Source organism: Longimicrobium sp., from assembly GCF_036554565.1.
Lineage (GTDB): Bacteria > Gemmatimonadota > Gemmatimonadetes > Longimicrobiales > Longimicrobiaceae > Longimicrobium.
Window position 1 is genome coordinate 1 of sequence record NZ_DATBNB010000359.1, and the last position, 18,890, is coordinate 18,890.

General features: G+C 72.8%; 3 protein-coding genes. All 3 read left to right on the plus strand.

The annotated features are described in order from the left end of the window. On the plus strand, window positions 1–3,150 hold a 3,150-nt coding region (locus VIB55_RS10045; RefSeq protein WP_331876520.1), incomplete at its 5' end, for an amino acid adenylation domain-containing protein. A gap of 720 nt (window positions 3,151–3,870) precedes the next feature. After that, complete coding sequence (locus VIB55_RS10050) at window positions 3,871–13,596, plus strand: amino acid adenylation domain-containing protein (RefSeq protein WP_331876521.1); 9,726 nt, start codon at window positions 3,871–3,873, stop codon at window positions 13,594–13,596. Between the two features lie 381 nt (window positions 13,597–13,977). Next, a partial coding sequence (locus VIB55_RS10055; protein WP_331876522.1) for an amino acid adenylation domain-containing protein occupies window positions 13,978–18,890 on the plus strand: 4,913 nt, incomplete at its 3' end.

Consider the following 18,890-nt stretch of genomic DNA (forward strand, 5'->3'; position numbering starts at 1 on the left):
ATGCGGCTGCAGGGAGAGCTGGACGCCGGAGCGCTGCGCCGTGCCTTGGACGCGATCGTCGCGCGGCACGAGGCGCTGCGCACGACCGTGGTGGAGGTGCAGGGTGGGCCGGTGCAGCGCATCGCGCCGGTGGAGGAGAGCGGGTTCCATCTAGCCGAGCATGACCTGAGCGGCAATCCCGACGGGCCATCCGAGCTGCGGCGGCTGCTGGGCGAAGAAGCGCGCACGCCCTTCGACCTGGCCCGGGGGCCGCTCGTCCGCGGCCGGCTGATCCGGCTGGGGGCGGACGACTACCTGCTCCACGTCACCATGCACCACATGGTCACCGACGGGTGGAGCATGGGGGTGTTCACGCGCGAACTGGACGTGCTGTACGGCGCCTTCCGCCGCGGCGAGCCCGACCCGCTTCCCGCCCTGCCGGTGCAGTACGCGGACTACGCCGCCTGGCAGCGGCGCTGGGTTGAGGGCGACGTCCTCCAGGAGCAGGCGGAGTACTGGCGGGCCACGCTCGGCGGCGCCCCGGCGCTGCTGGAGCTGCCCACCGACCGCCCGCGCCCGGCACAGGTGGACCACAAGGGTGCGGCGGTGGGCCTGGAGATGGACGAGGCGCTGACGGCCGGGCTGAAGGCGCTGGGCCAGCGCCACGGCACCACGCTCTTCATGACCGTGCTGGCGGGCTGGGCCGCCGTGCTCGGCAGGCTGTCTGGGCAGCAGGGCGTGGTCGTCGGCACACCGACCGCCAACCGCGGCCGTATCGAGATCGAGGGGCTGATCGGCTTCTTCGTGAACACGCTGGCGCTGCGCGTGGATCTCGCGGGCTCCCCCACCGTTGCGGAGCTGCTGGCGCGGGTGAAGGAGCGCGCGCTGGGGGCGCAGCAGAACCAGGACATCCCCTTCGAGCAGGTGGTGGAGGTGGTGCAGCCAGTACGCAGCCTGGCGCACGAGCCACTCTTCCAGGTAATGCTCGGTTGGCACAATGCGGCGGAGGACGGGGCCGAGCTCCCCGGCCTCAGACCGAAGGGCGCGGGATCGGCGGGATCGGCTGGATCGGCGGAATCGCCAGGATCGGCTTCGGAAGCGCCGGCGAGGTTCGACCTGTCTCTCGACCTGTCGGAGCAGGGCGGGCGCATCGTGGGAAGCGTGACGTACGCGACCTCGCTCTTCGATCGGGCGACGGTGGAGCGGCACGCCGGCTACCTCCGCCACGTGCTGGAGGCGATGGTGGCCGACGAGCGGCAGCCGGTGGAGCGGCTTGCGATGCTGCCCGAACACGAGCGCCGCCAGGTGGTGGAGGAGTGGATCGCGACGGACGCGGAGTATCCGGCCGGGTCCTGCATCCACGAGCTGTTCCAGGCGCAGGCGCAGCGCACGCCCGGCACGGTGGCCGTGGTCTTCGAGGATCGCTCGCTCACCTACGCGGAGCTGAACGCACGCGCGAACCGGCTGGCGAATCACCTCCGCACACTGGGCGTGGGTCCGGATGCGCGGGTGGCGGTCTGCGTGGAGCGGAGCGCGGAGATGGTCGTCGCGCTGCTGGGTGTGATGAAGGCCGGCGGCGCGTACGTGCCGCTCGACCCCTCGCATCCGGCCGAGCGGCTGGAGTACATGCTGGCCGACAGCGCGCCCGCTGCGGTGCTGACGGACAAGCAGTTCCGGGATCGATTCCAGAACACGGGCGTGCCGGTGGTGGAGATCGACGCCGGCACTCCGGAGTGGGCGGACCAGCCCGCGACGGACCCGGTGATCGCGGAACTCACGCCGGCCCACCTGGCATACGTGATCTACACCTCCGGAAGCACCGGCCGTCCTAAGGGCGTGGCCGTTCCGCATCGCGGCGTGGTGAACCTCCTTCGCTCGATGCGGGAAACCGTGGGGATGGAGCCCGCGGATCGCCTGCTCGCGGTCACCACGTACGCGTTCGATATCTCCGTGCTGGAGATGTTCCTTCCCCTCCTGCACGGCGCGGCGACCATCGTGCTGCCCCGGGAGCGGGCTGCGGACCCTGCGGCGCTGGCGGAGGCCATCCGGGCGTACGCGCCCACGGTGATGCAGGCCACGCCCGCCACCTGGCGGATGCTGGTGGCCTCGGAGTGGGAAGGCGCGCCGCGGATGCGGGCGCTCTGCGGCGGCGAGGCGCTGCCGGCGGATCTCGCGTCGGCCCTGCGGAGCCGTGTGGGCGGGCTGTGGAACGTGTACGGACCGACGGAGACGACCATCTGGTCGACGTCCGAGGCGGTCCGCGGCGACTCCGCCGGTGCCAGCGTGCCGATCGGCCGCCCCGTGGCGAACACTCGCGTCTATGTCCTGGATGCGGCGGGCGAGCCGGTGCCGGTGGGCGTGCCCGGCGAGCTGTTCATCGGGGGCGCGGGCGTGGTGCGCGGCTACCTGGGCCGCCCGGAGCAGACGGCGGAGCGCTTCGTAGCCGATCCCTTCGGCGTCGAGCCGGGGGCGAGGCTCTACCGCACGGGCGACCTTGCCCGGTGGCGGGCGGACGGGACGATGGAGTTCCTGGGCCGTACCGACTTCCAGGTGAAGGTGCGCGGCTTCCGCATCGAGCTGGGGGAGATCGAGGCACGCCTGGCCGAGCACGCGGAGGTGCGCGAGGCGGCGGTGATGGCGCGCGAGGACGTGCCGGGCGACGTGCGGCTGGTGGCGTACGTGGTGGGCGAAGTGGACACGGAGGCGTTGCGCGCGCACCTCTCCACCGCCCTGCCCGAGTACATGGTGCCGGCGGCGATCGTGGTGCTGGAGGCGCTGCCGCTGACGCCGAATGGGAAGCTGGACCGCAAGGCGCTGCCGGCGCCGGACTTCGCCCCGGCGAAGGAGCGCTACGTGGCGCCGCGCACGCACACCGAGGAAGTGCTGGTGGGGATCTGGGCGGAAGTGCTGCGCCGGGAGCAGGTGGGCGTGGCGGAGAGCTTCTTCGAACTGGGGGGGCACTCGCTGCTGGCGACGCTCGTGGTCGCGCGCGTGCAGCAGGTGTTCGGCGTGCAGGTGCCGCTGCGGGCGATGTTCGACGACCCCACGGTCGCGGGGATGGCGGGTCGCGTAGACGCGGCCCTGGAAGTGCTGGACGCCGAGCTCGCCATGGTAGACCCGGACGAGATGGCGGAGATGCTCGCCCTCCTGGGCGATAGCACCTTCGCATGACCACCCGTTTCCTACGCGTCGCTCCTGGCTGAAAGAGAGCGGAGCGCCATCGCCGCGCGGCTGCGCAGCGAGCGGCGCGTGGGGAACGGGGGCGGCGGGGCGCCTCGGCAACGGAGACGCCCAGGATCACTCAGCCCCCCGCATACACGATCCTATTCGGACGCTAACCTGCTGGTCCCAATCCGCTGCGCGCCGCCCCTTTCGTTCCCGGCACCGCTCCGTGCGGCGGGCTCGCCGGGACCCCTCCAGCCAGCAGGCCCCTCCTTCCACAACACCAGATTTCAACACGTTTTCCTCCCCTCTTTTCCGGAGTGGAGCGTTGACTAAACATATTGCGGGGGTTATCATCAGCATCGCTACCAATCAGACACCGCGGGAACAAAAAACCGAATCGCAGACCGTGCGGTTAGGCGTCATGTGATCGCCGGTGCCCGGGACGTGATGGACGCCCATCGCGCCCAGGTGGACCCGGCCGAGATGACGTAGCTGCTCGCGCTCCGCCGCGAGCCCGCCGGCCGAACGCCGCTTTCCTTACGCGCTCCGCGGTACGCGGGGCGGTTCGCCGGCCATGCGGGGAGCGGCCGGCTGTCCGCGCGCCCAGCCTGCCCCCGGCGGGCGGAACACCCTCGGCCTCGCCGCCTTCCCTCGTCCGGGCGCTTCGCCGGGCGCGAGGGAATCCGTACGCGTTCCACACACTTTCTTTACCGGTATCCGCAGATCATGAACTCCGCCGCGAGACTCACCCAGCTGACACCGGCCCAGCGCCTGGAGCTCCTGAAGATGGCGCGGGCCCGCAAACTGGTGGGGCACCTGTCGGAGCTTCCGCCGATCGAGCCCGCCCCCCGGGAGGGCCGGCTGCCGCTGTCGTTCGCGCAGGAGCGGCTCTGGTTCATGGACCGGATGGAGCCGGGAAGCGCCGTCTACAACATCCCGGGGGCACACCGCCTGGGGGGTGCCCTGGACGGGGCGGCGCTGGAGCGGGCGCTGGGCGAGATCGTCCGGCGCCACGAGGTGCTGCGCACCACCTTCGAAGAGGTGGACGGCGCGCCGGTGCAGGTGATCGCGCCCTTCGGCGGGTTTTCCCTGCCGGTGGAAGACCTGTCCGCGCTGGGCGAGGCCGATCGCGAGGCGGCGGTGGGGCGGCGCGCGCGGGAAGAGGCGGCACGGCCGTTCGATCTCTCGGCGGGACCGCTGGTGCGTGCGGTGCTGCTGCGGCTGGGCGCCGAGGAGCACGTGCTGCTGCTCACCATGCACCACATCGTCAGCGACGGGTGGAGCATGGGGGTGTTCTTCCGCGAAGTTTCCGTGCTGTACGACGCGTACCGCGAGGGGCGTGAGTCGCCGCTCCCCGAGCTCCCGGTGCAGTACGCCGACTACGCGGTGTGGCAGCGCGGGCAGCTGGCGGGCGAGGTGCTTGACCGGCAGCTGGCGTACTGGCGGGAGCGCCTGGCGGGGGCGCCGGAGCTGCTGGAGCTGCCTACGGACCACCCCCGCCCCGCGGTGCAGACGCACCGGGGCTCGTCGGTGCCGGTGGAGCTTCCCCTGGAGCTGCAGGAGCGCCTGCAGGCGCTGGGGCGCAGCGAGGGCGCGACGCTGTACATGACGCTGCTGTCCGCCTACCAGGTGCTCCTTTCGAAGTACGCCGGGTGCGAGGACGTGGTGGTGGGAAGCCCCATCGCCGGCCGCACGCGCGGCGAGGTAGAAGGGCTGATCGGCTTCTTCATCAACACGCTGGTGCTGCGCGCCGACCTTTCGGGCGACCCGGGCTTCCGCGAGGTGCTGCGGCAGGTGCGGGACGTAACGCTGGGCGCGTACGAGCACCCCGAGGTGCCGTTCGAAAAGCTGGTGGCCGAGCTGCAGCCCGAGCGCAGGCTGAGCCACTCGCCCCTGTTCCAGGTGATGTTCACGCTGCAGGACGCCGGCGGCGGGGGCGGGGGAGGGGGAGGCGCGCCTGCCGGCCTCCAGGTGGGCGGCGTCGGCGTGGACACGGGTGTCGCCAAGCACGACCTCTACCTGGTGCTCTCCGCGACGCCCTGGGGGTTGCGCGGAGGACTGGAGTACAGCACCGACCTCTTCGAGCGCGGCACCGTCGAGCGCATGGTGCGCCACCTGGAGCGGGTGCTGGAGCAGGTGGCCGCCGACGCGGACGTGCGGCTCTCGGGGCTGGACCTGCTCGGCGAGCCGGAGCGCGCGCTGGTGCTGGACGAGTGGAACCGCACGGAGGCGGAGTACCCGGCGGACCGCTGCATCCACGAGCTGTTCGAAGCCCAGGCGGCGCGCACGCCCGGGGCCGTGGCCGTAAGCTTCGAGGGAGCGGAGCTGACGTACGGTGAGCTGAACGGGCGGGCGAACCGGCTGGCGCACCATCTCGCCGGACTCGGCGTCCACCCGGAAGCGCGGGTCGCGATCTGCCTGGAGCGGGGGCCGGAAATGGTCGTCGCCCTCCTGGCCGTGCTCAAGGCCGGCGGCGCGTACGTGCCGCTGGACCCCGCCTATCCCGCGGATCGGCTGGCGTTCATGCTGGCCGACGCGGCCGTGCCGGTGCTGGTGACGCAGGAGTCGCTGCGCACGGCGCTCCCCGCCAGCGATGGCGTCGCGGTGGTGAGCGTCGACGCCCACGCGGATCGCATCGCGGCGGAGCCGGCGGAGAACCCGGAGCGCGTCGTCTCGCCCGACCAGTTGGCGTACGTGATCTACACCTCCGGGAGCACGGGAACGCCCAAGGGGGTGATGGTGCCGCACCGCGGCGTGCCCAACCTGGCGCACGCGCAGGCCCGCCGCTTCGGGATCGACGGCACCAGCCGCGTCCTGCAGTTCGCCTCCTTCTCCTTCGACGCCGCGGTGGCGGAGGTGTTCGACGCGCTGCTGGCCGGGGCCGCGCTGGTGATGGCGTCGCGCGAGGAACTCCTTGCGGGTGCGGGGCTGCTGGAAACGCTGCGGCGCGGGGGGGTGACCGTGGCCACCCTGCCGCCCTCGGTGCTGGCCGTGCTCCCGCCGGACGACCTGCCGGAGCTGCGCACCGTGGTGAGCGCGGGCGAGGCGGTAGAGGCCGCCACGGTCCGCCGGTGGAGCGCCGGCCGTTTCTTCGTGAACGCCTATGGCCCGACGGAGACCACGGTCTGCGCGACCTCCTCCCCGTGCGAGGCGGACGGGCGGGTGCCGGCGATCGGCCGCCCGCTGGAGAACGTGCGGGTATACGTGCTGGACGCGGCCGGCCGGCCCGCGCCGATCGGCGTTCCCGGCGAGCTGTACGTGGGGGGCGTGGGTGTGGCCCGCGGCTACCTGGGCCGGCCGGGGCTGACGGCGGAGAAGTTCGTCCCCGATGCCTTCGGTCGCGAACCCGGCGCGCGGCTCTATCGCACGGGCGACCGGGTGCGGTGGTCGGCCGGGGGCGAGCTGGAGTTCCTGGGGCGGGTGGACCAGCAGGTGAAGATCCGCGGCTTCCGCATCGAGTTGGGAGAGATCGAGGCCGCGCTGTCGGCCCACGGCGAGGTGCTCGACGAGCGGGTGATCGTGCGCGAAGACCAGCCGGGCGAGCAGCGGCTGGTGGCGTACGTCGTCGGTGCCGTCGAGGTGGACGAGCTGCGGGAGCACCTGCGGCGGAGCCTGCCCGAGTACATGCTGCCGGCCGCGTTCGTGGTGCTGGATGCGCTGCCGCTGACGCCCAACGGCAAGCTGGACCGCAAGGCGCTCCCTGCGCCGGAGCTCGCGTCGGGCGAGGAGACGCACCTGGCGCCGCGCACCCCCGTCGAGGAGATGCTGGCGGGGAACTGGGCCGAGGTGCTGGGGCTGGAACGGGTGGGGGTGACGGACAACTTCTTCGAGCTGGGCGGGCATTCGCTCCTGGCCGCGCTGGTGGTCTCGTCCATCCGCGAGCTGTTCGGCGTGGAACTGCCCGTCCGCGTGCTCTTCGAGGGGCCCACGGTGGCGGAGGTGGCCAAGGCGGTGGAGGAGATGCGCCGCGCGGAGCTGCCGGTGCTGCCGCCGGTGGTGCCGGTGGAGCGCACCGGTGCGCTGCCGCCCTCGTTCGCGCAGGAGCGGCTGTGGTTCATGGACCGGCTGGAGCCGGGAAGCGCCGTCTACAACATCCCGGGCGCATGGCGGCTGGGCGGTGCGCTGAACCGGGTGGCGCTGGAGCGGGCGCTGGGCGAGATCGTCCGGCGCCACGAGGTGCTGCGCACCACCTTCGCCGAGGTGGACGGCTCGCCGGTGCAGCTGATCGCGCCCTTCGGCGGGTTCTCGCTGCCGGTGGAGGACCTGTCCGCGCTGGGCGAGGCGGAGCGCGAGGCGGCGGTCGGGCGCCGGGCGGGCGAGGAGGCGGCACGGCCGTTCGACCTTTCGGCGGGGCCGCTGCTCCGGGCGGCGCTGCTGCGGGTGGGCGCCGAGGAGCACGTGCTGCTGCTCATGATGCACCACATCGTCAGCGACGGGTGGAGCATGGGGGTGTTCTTCCGCGAGCTGTCGGCGCTGTACGAGGCGTTCCGCGAGGGGCGTGAGTCGCCGCTCCCCGAGCTGCCGGTGCAGTACGCCGACTACGCGGTGTGGCAGCGCGAGCAGCTGGCGGGCGAGGCCCTGGACCGGCAGCTGGCGTACTGGAAGGAGCGGCTGACGGGCGCGCCGGAGCTGCTGGAGCTGCCGACCGATCGGCCCCGCCCGGCGGTGCAGTCGTACCGGGGCTCGTCCGTTCCGGTGGAGCTTCCCCTGGAGCTGCTGGAGCGCCTGCAGGCGCTGGGCCGCAGCGAGGGTGCGACGCTGTACATGACGCTGCTCGGGGCCTTCCAGGTGCTGCTGGGCCGGTACGCCGGCAGCGACGACGTGGTGGTGGGGAGCCCCAACGCCGGACGCACGCGCGGCGAGGTGGAGGGGCTGATCGGCTTCTTCGTCAACACGCTGGTGCTGCGCACCGGCCTGGGCGGCGACCCGGGCTTCCGCGAGGTGCTGCGGCGGGTGCGCGAGGTGACGCTGGGGGCGTACGAGCACCAGGAGGTGCCGTTCGAAAAGCTGGTGGCCGAGCTGCAGCCGGAGCGCAGGCTGAGCCACTCGCCCCTGTTCCAGGTGATGTTCACGCTGCAGAACGCCGGCGGCGCGGGAGGGGGAGGCGGACGCGCGCCTGCGGGCCTCCAGGTGGGCGGCGTCGGAGTGGATACGGGTGTCGCCAAGCACGATCTCTACCTGGTGCTTTCGGCGACGCCGTGGGGGCTGCTCGGAGGATTGGAGTACAGCACCGACCTCTTCGAGCGCGGCACCGTCGAGCGGATGGTCGGCCACCTGACACGGATGCTGGAGCAGGTCGCCGCGGACGCGGACGTGCGGCTTTCGCAGCTGGAGCTGCTGGGCAAGCCGGAGCGCGCGCTGGTGCTGGACGAGTGGAACCGGACGGAGTCGGAGTACCCGGCGGACCGCTGCATCCACGAGCTGTTCGAGGCCCAGGCGGCGCGCACGCCGGGTGCCGTGGCCGTGAGCTTCGAGGGAGAGGAGCTGGCGTACGGCGAGCTGAACGCGCGGGCGAACCGGCTGGCGCACCATCTCGCCGGCCTCGGCGTTGGGCCCGAGGTGCGGGTGGGCATCTGCCTGGAGCGGGGACCGGAGATCGTCGTTGCCGTCCTGGCCGTGCTCAAGGCCGGCGGCGCGTACGTGCCGCTGGACCCCGCCTATCCCGCGGATCGGCTGGCGTTCATGCTGGCCGACGCGGCCGTGCCGGTGCTGGTGACGCAGCAGTCGCTCCGCGCGGCGCTCCCCGCCGGCGCCGCCGCGGTGGTGAGCGTGGATGCGGACGCGGATCGCATCGCGGCGGAGTCCGCGGAGAACCCGCAGCGCCGCGTTTCGCCCGACCACGTGGCGTACGTGATCTACACCTCCGGCAGCACGGGTAGGCCCAAGGGGGTGATGGTGCCGCATCGCGGGGTTCCCAACCTGGCGTACGCGCAGGCCCGCCGCTTCGGCATCGACGGCAGCAGCCGCGTCCTGCAGTTCGCCTCATTCTCCTTCGACGCGGCGGTGGCGGAGGTGTTCGACACCCTGCTGGCCGGGGCCACCCTGGTGATGGCGCCGCGCGAGGCGCTCCTCCCGGGTGAGGGGCTGCTGGATACGCTGCGGCGCGGGCACGTGACCGTCGCCACCCTGCCTCCCTCGGTGCTGGCCATCCTTCCGCCGGACGGCCTGCCGGAGCTGCGCACGGTGGTGAGTGCGGGCGAGGCGGTGGACGTGGCCACGGTGGAGCGGTGGAGCATGGGGCGCGCGTTCGTGAACGCCTACGGGCCGACGGAGACGACGGTCTGCGCGACGTCCGCCCACTGCCAGGCGGACGGGCGGGCGCCGGCGATCGGCAGCCCTCTGGAGAACGTGCGGGTGTACGTGCTGGATGCGGCCGGGCGGCCGGCGCCGGTGGGCATTCCCGGCGAGCTGTACGTGGGCGGCGTGGGCGTGGCCCGCGGCTACCTTGGCCGGCCGGGGCTGACCGCCGAGCGGTTCGTCCCCGATCCCTTCGCGGCGGAAGGCGGTGCGCGGCTCTATCGCACGGGCGACCGGGTGCGGTGGCGGGAGAGTGCCGTTCTCGAGTTCCTGGGGCGGGTGGACCAGCAGGTCAAGATCCGGGGCTTCCGCATCGAGCCGGGGGAGATCGAGGCCGCGCTGTCGGCGGGGCCGGAGGTGCTCGATGCGCGGGTGATCGTGCGCGAAGACCAGCCGGGCGAGAAGCGGCTGGTGGCGTACGTCGTCGGGCGTGTGGATGCGGACGAGCTGCGCGAGCACCTGCGGGGGCGCCTGCCGGAGTACATGGTGCCCGCGGCGATCGTGGTGCTGGAGGCGCTGCCGCTGACCTCGAACGGCAAGCTGGACCGCAAGGCGCTGCCGGCGCCGGAGCTCGCTTCGGGCGAGGACAAGTTCGTGGCGCCGCGCACGCCGATGGAAGAGGTGCTGGCGGAGATCTGGGCAGATACGCTGGGCGTGGACCGGGTGGGGGCCGAGGACCACTTCTTCGACCTGGGCGGGCACTCGCTGCTGGCCACCGGCGTCGCCGCGCGCGTTCACCAGGTGTTCGGCGTGGAGCTGCCGCTGCAGGCCGTCTTCGAGCAGCCGGTGCTTTCCGGGCTCGCGGCCGAGATCGAGCGCCTGCGCGGCACCGGCGCGGTGGTCGGGGCCGAGGCCATCGCCCGCGCCCCGCGCGAGGGCGACATGCCCGTGACGTTCGCGCAGGAGCGGCTCTGGTTCGTGGACGCGCTGGACCCGGGGAGCCCGGTGTACGCCATGCCGTTCTCGTTCCACATCGCCGGCCGGCTCGATGCCGGCGCGCTTCGCCGCGCGCTGACCGAGCTGGTGCGCCGCCACGAGCCGTTGCGCACCACCCTCCCAGCCGTGGACGGCGTTCCCGTGCAGCGGATCGCCCCGCCCCCGGCCAGCTTCGACCTGCCGGTGATCGACCTGCGCCACCTGCCCGCGAACGAGCGGAGGGCCGAAGCCGTCCGTCTGGCGGCCGAAGCCTCGGAGCACCGCTTCGATCTGGCGCGCGGGCCGCTCTTTCGCGCGTCGCTCGTTCACGGCGCGGCCGACGAGCACTTCCTTCTCCTCAACATCCACCACGTCATCTCCGACGGGTGGACGGTGGGCGTGCTGAACGAAGAGCTTTCCGCCCTCTACGGCGCCTTCTCGCGCGGCGAGCCGTCGCCGCTGCCGGAGCCGTCGCTGCAGTACGCGGACTACGCGGTGTGGCAGCGCGAGCGCCTGTCCGGCGCCGTGCTGGAGCGGCAGCTGGAGTTCTGGCGGCAGGCGCTGCAGGGTGCTCCGGCGCTGCTGGAGCTCCCCGCCGACCGTCCCCGTCCGGCGGTGGAATCGCACCGCGGCGCGGTGGAGAGCCTGGTCGTGGCGCCCGAGCTGGCGGCGGAGGTGCGCGCCCTGGCCCGACGGGAGGGCGCCACGCTGTTCATGGTGCTCCTCGCCGCGCTCGACGTGGTGTTGGGACGCCTGGCCGGGGAGGAAGACGTCGTCGTCGGCACGCCCATCGCGGGGCGGACGCGGGCGGAGACCGACCAGATGGTGGGGCTGTTCCTGAACTCGCTGGCGCTGCGGACCGACCTTTCGGGCGACCCGAGCTTCCGCGATCTGCTGGGGCGCGTGCGCGAGACCACCCTGTCGGCGTACGCGCACCAGGAGATCCCCTTCGAGCGGGTGCTGGAAGAGGTGCGTCCCGAGCGCAGCATGGCGCACGCCCCCGTGTTCCAGGTGATGCTCAACCTCGCCAACTTCCAGGACGGCGCCTTCCGGGGCGAGGGCCTGCAGGTGGCGGGGGCCGGCTCGCTGGGCGAGGCGACCAGCAAGTTCGACCTCACGCTGTACGTGGGGGAGGGCGAGGGGAAGATCTTCGTCAACCTCGTCTACGCCGCCGACCTGTTCGACGCGCCGCGGATGCGCGTGATGCTGGCGCAGCTGGAAGGCGTGCTTCGCCAGGCCACGGCCGCGCCCGAAACGCGCGTCGGGGCGCTGTCGATGGCGACGGAGGCGGCGCGCGGCGTCCTTCCCGACCCGGCCGCGCCGCTGGACGACACCTGGCGCGGCGCGGTCCACGAAGTCTTCGCCACGCGGGCGAAGGCGACTCCGCAGGCGCTGGCGGTGGAGGACCCGCGTGAACGCTGGACGTACGCCGAGCTGGATGCGGCGACGGACCGCATCGCCCGCGCGCTGGCGGAGGCCGGGGTGGGCGTGGGGGATGTCGTCGCGATCACCGGCCACCGGAGCGCCGCGCTGGTGCGTGCGCTGCTGGGGACGATGAAGAGCGGCGCGGCCTTCCTGGTCCTCGATCCGTCCTATCCGGCGGGGCGACTGGCCGAGTACGCCCGCATCGCGCGTCCCGCCGCGCACATCCACCTCTCCGCGGCGGGCGACCTGCCGCGCGAGGCGCTGGACGCGCTGGGAGAGACGATCCGCACCGCCGTCATCATCCACCCGCGGAGCGAAGAGCCCGCGGGCGCGATGGATTCTGCCAGCGATCCGCTGAACGTGGAGGTCGGTCCGGACACGCTGGCGTACCTGTCGTTCACCTCGGGGACCACGGGAACGCCCAAGGCGGTGATCGGGCGGCACTCGTCGCTCACGCACTTCACGCCATGGCTGGCGTCGGAGTTCGGTCTCTCCGCGTCCGACCGCTTCAGCCTGCTGAGCGGCCTGGCCCACGACCCGCTGCACCGCGACGTCTTCACCCCGCTTCAGCTCGGCGCGGCGGTCGTGGCGCCGGAGCCGGACGAGACCGGCACCCCCGGCTACCTCGCGCGGTGGATGCGCGAGAACGGAATCACGGTGGCGCACCTGACGCCGGCCATGGGCCAGCTCCTGGCCGACGCGCCGGAGCGCGAACGGATTCCCAACCTGCACCGCGCCTTCTTCGTGGGCGACGTCCTCCGCCGCGCGGACGTGCAGCGGCTGACGGCGCTCGCGCCCAACCTGCGCGTCGTCAACTACTACGGGTCCACCGAAACGCAGCGCGCAGTCTCGTATCACGAGGTCGATCCAACGGCCGAGCAGAAGGAGATCATCCCCCTGGGACGCGGGCTTCCTGGCGTGCAGCTCCTCGTCCGCAATGCGAGCGGGGAGATCGCGGGAGTCGGCGAGGTGGGCGAGATCTGGATGCGTTCGCCGCACCTGGCGGCCGGCTACCTGGGCGACGAGGAGCTCTCGGCGTCGCGCTTCATCCCCAACCCGTGGACCGGCGATCCGGCCGACCGCCTGTACCGTACGGGCGACCTGGGCCGCTACCGGCCGGACGGCGAGGTGGAGCCGCTGGGGCGCGCCGACCAGCAGGTGAAGGTGCGCGGCTTCCGGGTGGAGCTGGGCGAGGTGGAAAGCGCCCTGACGTCGCACCCGGCGCTCAAGGAGGCCGCCGTGATCACCCGCGAGGCCGGCGCGGATGACCGCCGTCTGGTCGCCTACTGGGTGCCTGTCGAGGGATCGGTCGAGCCCGACGCGGCAGCGCTCCGGGCGCACCTCAAGGCGCTGCTGCCGGAGTACATGGTCCCGTCCGCCTACGTGCGGCTGGACCGGCTTCCGCTGACGGCGAACGGCAAGCTGGACCGCCGCGCCCTTCCCGAGCCGGAGGCGGCGGCGAGCGACGCCGGTCTGGTGGAGCCGCGCACCGTTACCGAACGGATGATCGCGGAAATCTGGATGGAGGTGCTGGAAGTGGAGCGCGTGGGCGTGGAGGACGACTTTTTCGGGCTCGGCGGCCACTCGCTGAAGGCGGCGCAGGTGCTGGCGCGCATCTCCCGGATGCTGGAGGTGGAGCTTCCCCTTCGCGTGCTCTTCGAGAGCCCGACCGTCGCCGGCCTCGCCGCGGCGGTCGAGGCAGCGGTCCACGAAGACGATGGCGGCGGCGCCTTCGCCGACGCGCTCGCGGAGCTGGAGGGGCTGAGCGACGACGAGGTGGCGGCGCTGCTGGCGGAGATCGGGGAGGAGGCCTGAGGGCCTGCACGGGCGGGGTTGCGGTGCGCGCTGAAGCTGGCGCGGCGGCGAAGCCCCTCCCGCCGCTTTCCGCCGGGTGCCGACACTCGGCGGGTAGGGTCGGCGTATAGGCCTTAACGTAAGCCCGCCAATGGCATAGGATCATACCGGGTAGCGCAAATCACGACTAGGACATACATTATTGGACATCCAAAGCGCAATTCGCCGCTCCCAAAACGGTTGACTTGACGCCTGTGAGTGAGGGGGCCGCCGCGGCATGCAACCAGGCCCGCTGCCCACCAGCGGCATCAGCCCCGCCGAGCACGAAACCACCGCGCCGAGCCGCGGTCGCGAAGCACCCGGCACCCCTTCTCGTCGGAAGCCCACCGCATACAGAGCAGGATGGCTGACATCATCTCCCGGCTGGCCGGGCTGTCACCCGACAAGCAGAGGCTGCTGGCCCTGAAGCTGAAGCTGAAGGGCGGGGCATCCGCGGCGGCGGCCGGGCAGACAGGCGGCGAGCGGCCCACCGAGTTTCCCACGTCGTTCGCGCAGCGTCGGCTGTGGCTGCTGGATCGGCTGGAGCCGGGGAGCACCGCCTACTCCATGCCCCGGGTCTGGCGCATCCCCGGTTTGTTGGACGTCGCCGCGCTGGAGCGTGCCCTGGACGAGCTGGTGCGGCGCCACGAGACGCTGCGCACGCACCTGGAGGAGCGCGGCGGAGAGCCGGTGCAGGTGGTTGCCCCTCCCTCTCCCTTCCGGCTGAAGGTGACGGACCTCTCCGCGCTGGCTCCCGCCGGGGCGGTGGCCGAACTGGCGCGGCTGGCGCGCGCCGACGCCGCGGCCCCCTTCCGGCTGGAGGAGGGCCCGCTCTTCCGCGCGTCCCTCGTCCGCCTCTCGGCCGACGAGCACGCCCTGCTCTGGAACCTGCACCACGCGATCACCGACGGCTGGTCCACCGGCATCGTCGTGCGCGAGCTGATGGCCCTGTACCAGGCCTTCTCGCGCGGCGAGCCCTCGCCGCTGCCGCCACTCCCCCTGCAGTACGGCGACTATGCCCTCCGCGAGCGCGAGCGCCTGTCCGGCAACGCGCTCGCGCGGCTGGTGGGCTTCTGGCGCAAGGCGCTGGAAGGCGCACCCACGGTGCTGGAGATGGCGCCGGACCACCCCCGGCCGGCCGTGCGCACCTACCGCGGCGCCGCGGTCAGCGCCTCGCTGGGCACCCGCCTCCCCGCGCGCGTGGACGCACTGGCGAGGGCGCACGACGCCACCCCGTTCATGGTCTACCTGGCCGCGTTCCAGCTCCTGCTGGGCCGCTACGCCGCCCAGGACGACGTGCTGGTGGGCACCGCGGTCGCCAACCGGCCCTCGGTGGAGGTGGAGGGGATCGTCGGCTTCTTCGTGAACACGCTGGTGCTGCGTGGCGACCTCTCGGGCGATCCCACCTTCGCCGAGCTGCTGGCGCGCGTGCGCGAGGCCACGCTGGGCGCGTTCGAGCACCAGGCGCTCCCCTTCGAGAAGCTGGTGGAGGAGCTGAACCCCGAGCGCTCGCTGACCCACGCGCCGCTGGTGCAGGCCGCCATCGTCCTGCACAACCAGCACGGCGCCGGCGAAGGATCGGATGTGACGGCGGCTCCGGCGCAGGCGGCGGGGCCCGCGCTGCGCCTGGAGGCGGCGGAGGGCGCGGAAGAGGCGGCGCGCTTCGATCTCACGCTGGAGCTGGCGCTGTGGCCCGACGGCCTCCGCGCGAACCTCGGCTACGCGACGGACCTCTTCGAGCAGGACACGGTCCAGCGGATGCTCGGCCACCTGCAGCGGGTGCTGGAGCAGGCCGTCGCCGATCCGAACGTTCGGCTCTCGCGGCTGGAGCTGCTCGGCGACGCGGAGCGCGCGCGGGTGCTCGACGAGTGGAACCGGACGGAGCGCCCGTACCCGCGCGGCGTGTGCATCCACGAGCTGTTCGAGGCGCAGGTGCGGGAGCGTCCCAGTGCCGTGGCGCTGTCCTGGGGCGATGAGTCGCTGACGTACGCGGAGCTGGATGCGCGGGCCAACCAGCTTGCCAATCACCTCGTCCGCCTGGGCGTGGGACCCGATGCCCGCGTGGGCGTGCTGCTGGAGCGGAGCGCGGAGCTGATCGTCTCCATCCTCGCGGTGCTGAAGGCGGGCGGCTGCTACGTGCCGCTGGACCCGGGCTATCCGCCCGAGCGGCTGCGCCTGATGCTCGCCGACAGCAGCGTTCGCGTGCTCCTCAGCCGCGGCGGCCTGTCGGAGGCGGTGGCGGGCGGCGGCCTGCACGTCATCCACCTGGACCAGGCCGCGGACGCGCTCGCGTCGGAGCCGATCGAAGCGCCTCGCGGTGGGGCCACCGCGGAGAACCTGGCGTACATCGTCTACACCAGCGGGAGCACGGGAAGGCCCAAGGGCGTGATGGTGGCCCACCGGCACGTCGTGCAGCTCGTCGTCGAGACCGACTACGTGCGGTTCGGCCCCGGAGACCGCATCGCGCAGGCATCGAACGCGAGCTTCGACGCGCTGACATTCGAGGCCTGGGGCGCGTTCCTGAACGGCGCTACCCTGGTCGGCATCCCCCGCGACGTTCTCCTCTCGCCGCCCGCGTTTCGCGAGATGCTTCGCGAGGAGCGGATCACCACGCTCTACCAGACCACCGCGCTGCTCAACCAGCTCTCGCGCGAGCAGCCGGACGTCTTCTCCCCGCTGCGCGAGGTGCTGTTCGGCGGGCAGGCCGTGGACGCCGACAGCGTGCGCCGGCTGCTGAAGGCGGGCGGTCCCGAGCGGCTGCTGCACATGTACGGCCCCACCGAGACGACCGCCTGGTGCTCGTGGGAGCAGGTGGTGCACGTGGCGGATGACGCGCTCACGGTTTCCGTGGGCCGCCCCACCGGCAATCAGCGGATCTACCTGCTCGATGCCGCGCTGAACCCCGTGCCGGTGGGTGTCCCCGGCGAGGCGTACGTGGGCGGCGACGGCGTGGTGCGCGGCTACCTGGACCGGCCGGGTCTGACGGCGGAGCGCTTCGTTCCCGATCCGTTCGCCGGGGACGGGACGCGGATGTACCGCACCGGCGACCGGCTGCGCTGGAAGGCGGACGGGCGGCTGGAGTTCATCGGCCGGGTGGACGAGCAGGTGAAGGTGCGCGGCTTCCGCGTCGAGCCCGGGGAGATCGAGGCGGTGCTGTCGGCGCACGCGGAGGTGCGCGAGGCGCGGGTGATCGTGAGCGACGATGCGTCCGGCGAGAAGCGGCTCGTGGCGTACGTCGTGGGGAGCGTGGATGCGGACGGACTGCGCGCGCACCTGCGGCAGAGCCTTCCGGAGTACATGGTGCCGGCGGCGTTCGTCGCACTGGAGCGCATTCCGCTGACGCCGAACGGAAAGCTGGACGTCCGCGCCCTCCCCGCGCCGGAGCTGGGTGCGGCGGAGGACCGGTACGCCGCGCCGCGCACCCCCGTGGAGGAGGTGCTGGCGGCGATCTGGGCAGAGGTGCTGAAGGTGGAGCGCGTGGGGGTGCACGACAACTTCTTCGCCCTGGGAGGCCACTCCCTCCTGGCGGTCACGCTGGTGGAGCGCATGCGGCGGCGCGGCGTGCGCGCGGACGTACGCGCGCTGTTCACCACGCCCACGGTGGCGGAGCTCGCCGCGGCGGCGGAAGGCGACTTCCACGAGGTGGTGATCCCGCCGAACCGCATCCCGGCCGGCTGCGATGCCATCACGCCGGAGATGCTCCCGCTGGTGGAGCTCACGCAGGCGGAGATCGACCGCATCGTGGCCGGCGTGCCGGGCGGCGCTCCGAACGTGCAGGACGTCTATCCGCTGGCGCCCCTGCAGGAGGGGATCCTCTTCCACCACCTGCTCACCCCGGACAGCGACCCCTACCTGCTCCCGCAGCCGTTCGCCTTCGAAAGCCGCGAGCAGCGCGACGCCTACCTGGCCGCGCTGCAGGCGGTGGTCGCGCGGCACGACGTCCTGCGCACGGCCCTGGTGTGGGAGGGGCTTTCCGAGCCGGTGCAGGTGGTGTGGCGCCACGCTCCGCTCCCGGTGAAAGAGGTGGAGGTCGATCCGGCCGGGGACGATGCGGCCAGGCAGCTGTTCGAGCGGATCGATCCGCTGCACTACGGCATGGACCTGGGCCGGGCTCCCCTGCTGCGTGCCTTCGTGGGCCGTGAGGCCGTCGCGGGGCGCTGGGGGATGCTGCTGCTGCTGCACCACGTGGTGAGCGACCATACCACGGGAGCCGTGCTGCACGAGGAGATGGAGGCGCACCTGGAGGGCCGCGCGGAGCAGCTCCCGGCCCCGCTCCCGTTCCGCAACTACGTGGCGCACGCCCGGCTGGGGGTGAGCCGCGCGGAGCACGAGGCGTTCTTCCGCGAACTGCTGGGAGACGTCGACGAGCCGACCGCGCCGTTCGGGCTGCGCCAGGTGCAGGGTGACGGGCTCGGACTGGAGCAGCGGGGGCTGTGGGTGGAGCCGGAGCTCGGCGCGCGGCTGCGGGAGGGTGCGCGGCGGCTGGGGGTGAGCGCGGCGGCCGTGTGCCACGTGGCGTGGGCGCAGGTGCTGGCGCGGGTCTCTGGCCGGAGCGACGTGGTCTTCGGGACGGTGCTCTTCGGGCGGATGGAGGGCGGGGAGGGAGCGGACCGTGTGCTGGGGCCGTTCATCAACACGCTGCCGGTGCGCATCCGGGTGGGCGAGGAGGGTGCGGAGGCGAGCGTTCGCCGGACGCAGGCCCTCCTGGCGAGCCTGGTGCGCCACGAGCACGCCTCGCTGACACTGGCGCAGCAGATGAGCGGGGTGCCGGCGCCGGAGCCGCTGTTCTCCGCGCTCTTCAACTACCGCCATGCCCCGGGTGGGGGCGGTGGGGGAGGAGAAAAAAGCCCTGCGCGCGGGCCGAGGCTGGCGTCGGGGGTGGCGGAGCGTTCGAACTACCCGCTCAACCTTTCCATGAACGACGTGGGAGACGCCTTCTCCCTGTCGGTGCAGGCGGAGGCGGAGGTCGGGGCGGAGCGGGTGTGCGCGCAGATGCACACGGCGCTGGCGGGGCTGATCGAGGCGCTGGAGGCGGCGCCGGAGCGGCCGCTGCAATCCATCGACGTGCTCCCGCCCGCCGAGCGGCGGCAGGTGCTGGAGGCGTGGAACCGCACGGAGGCGGAGTACCCGGCGGACCGCTGCATCCACGAGCTGTTCGAGGCGCAGGCGGAGCGCTCGCCCGGCGCGGCCGCGCTCGTCTTCGAAGACCAGACGCTGAGCTACCGGCAGCTGAACGCGCGGGCGAACCAGCTGGCGCACCACCTGGCCGCACGCGG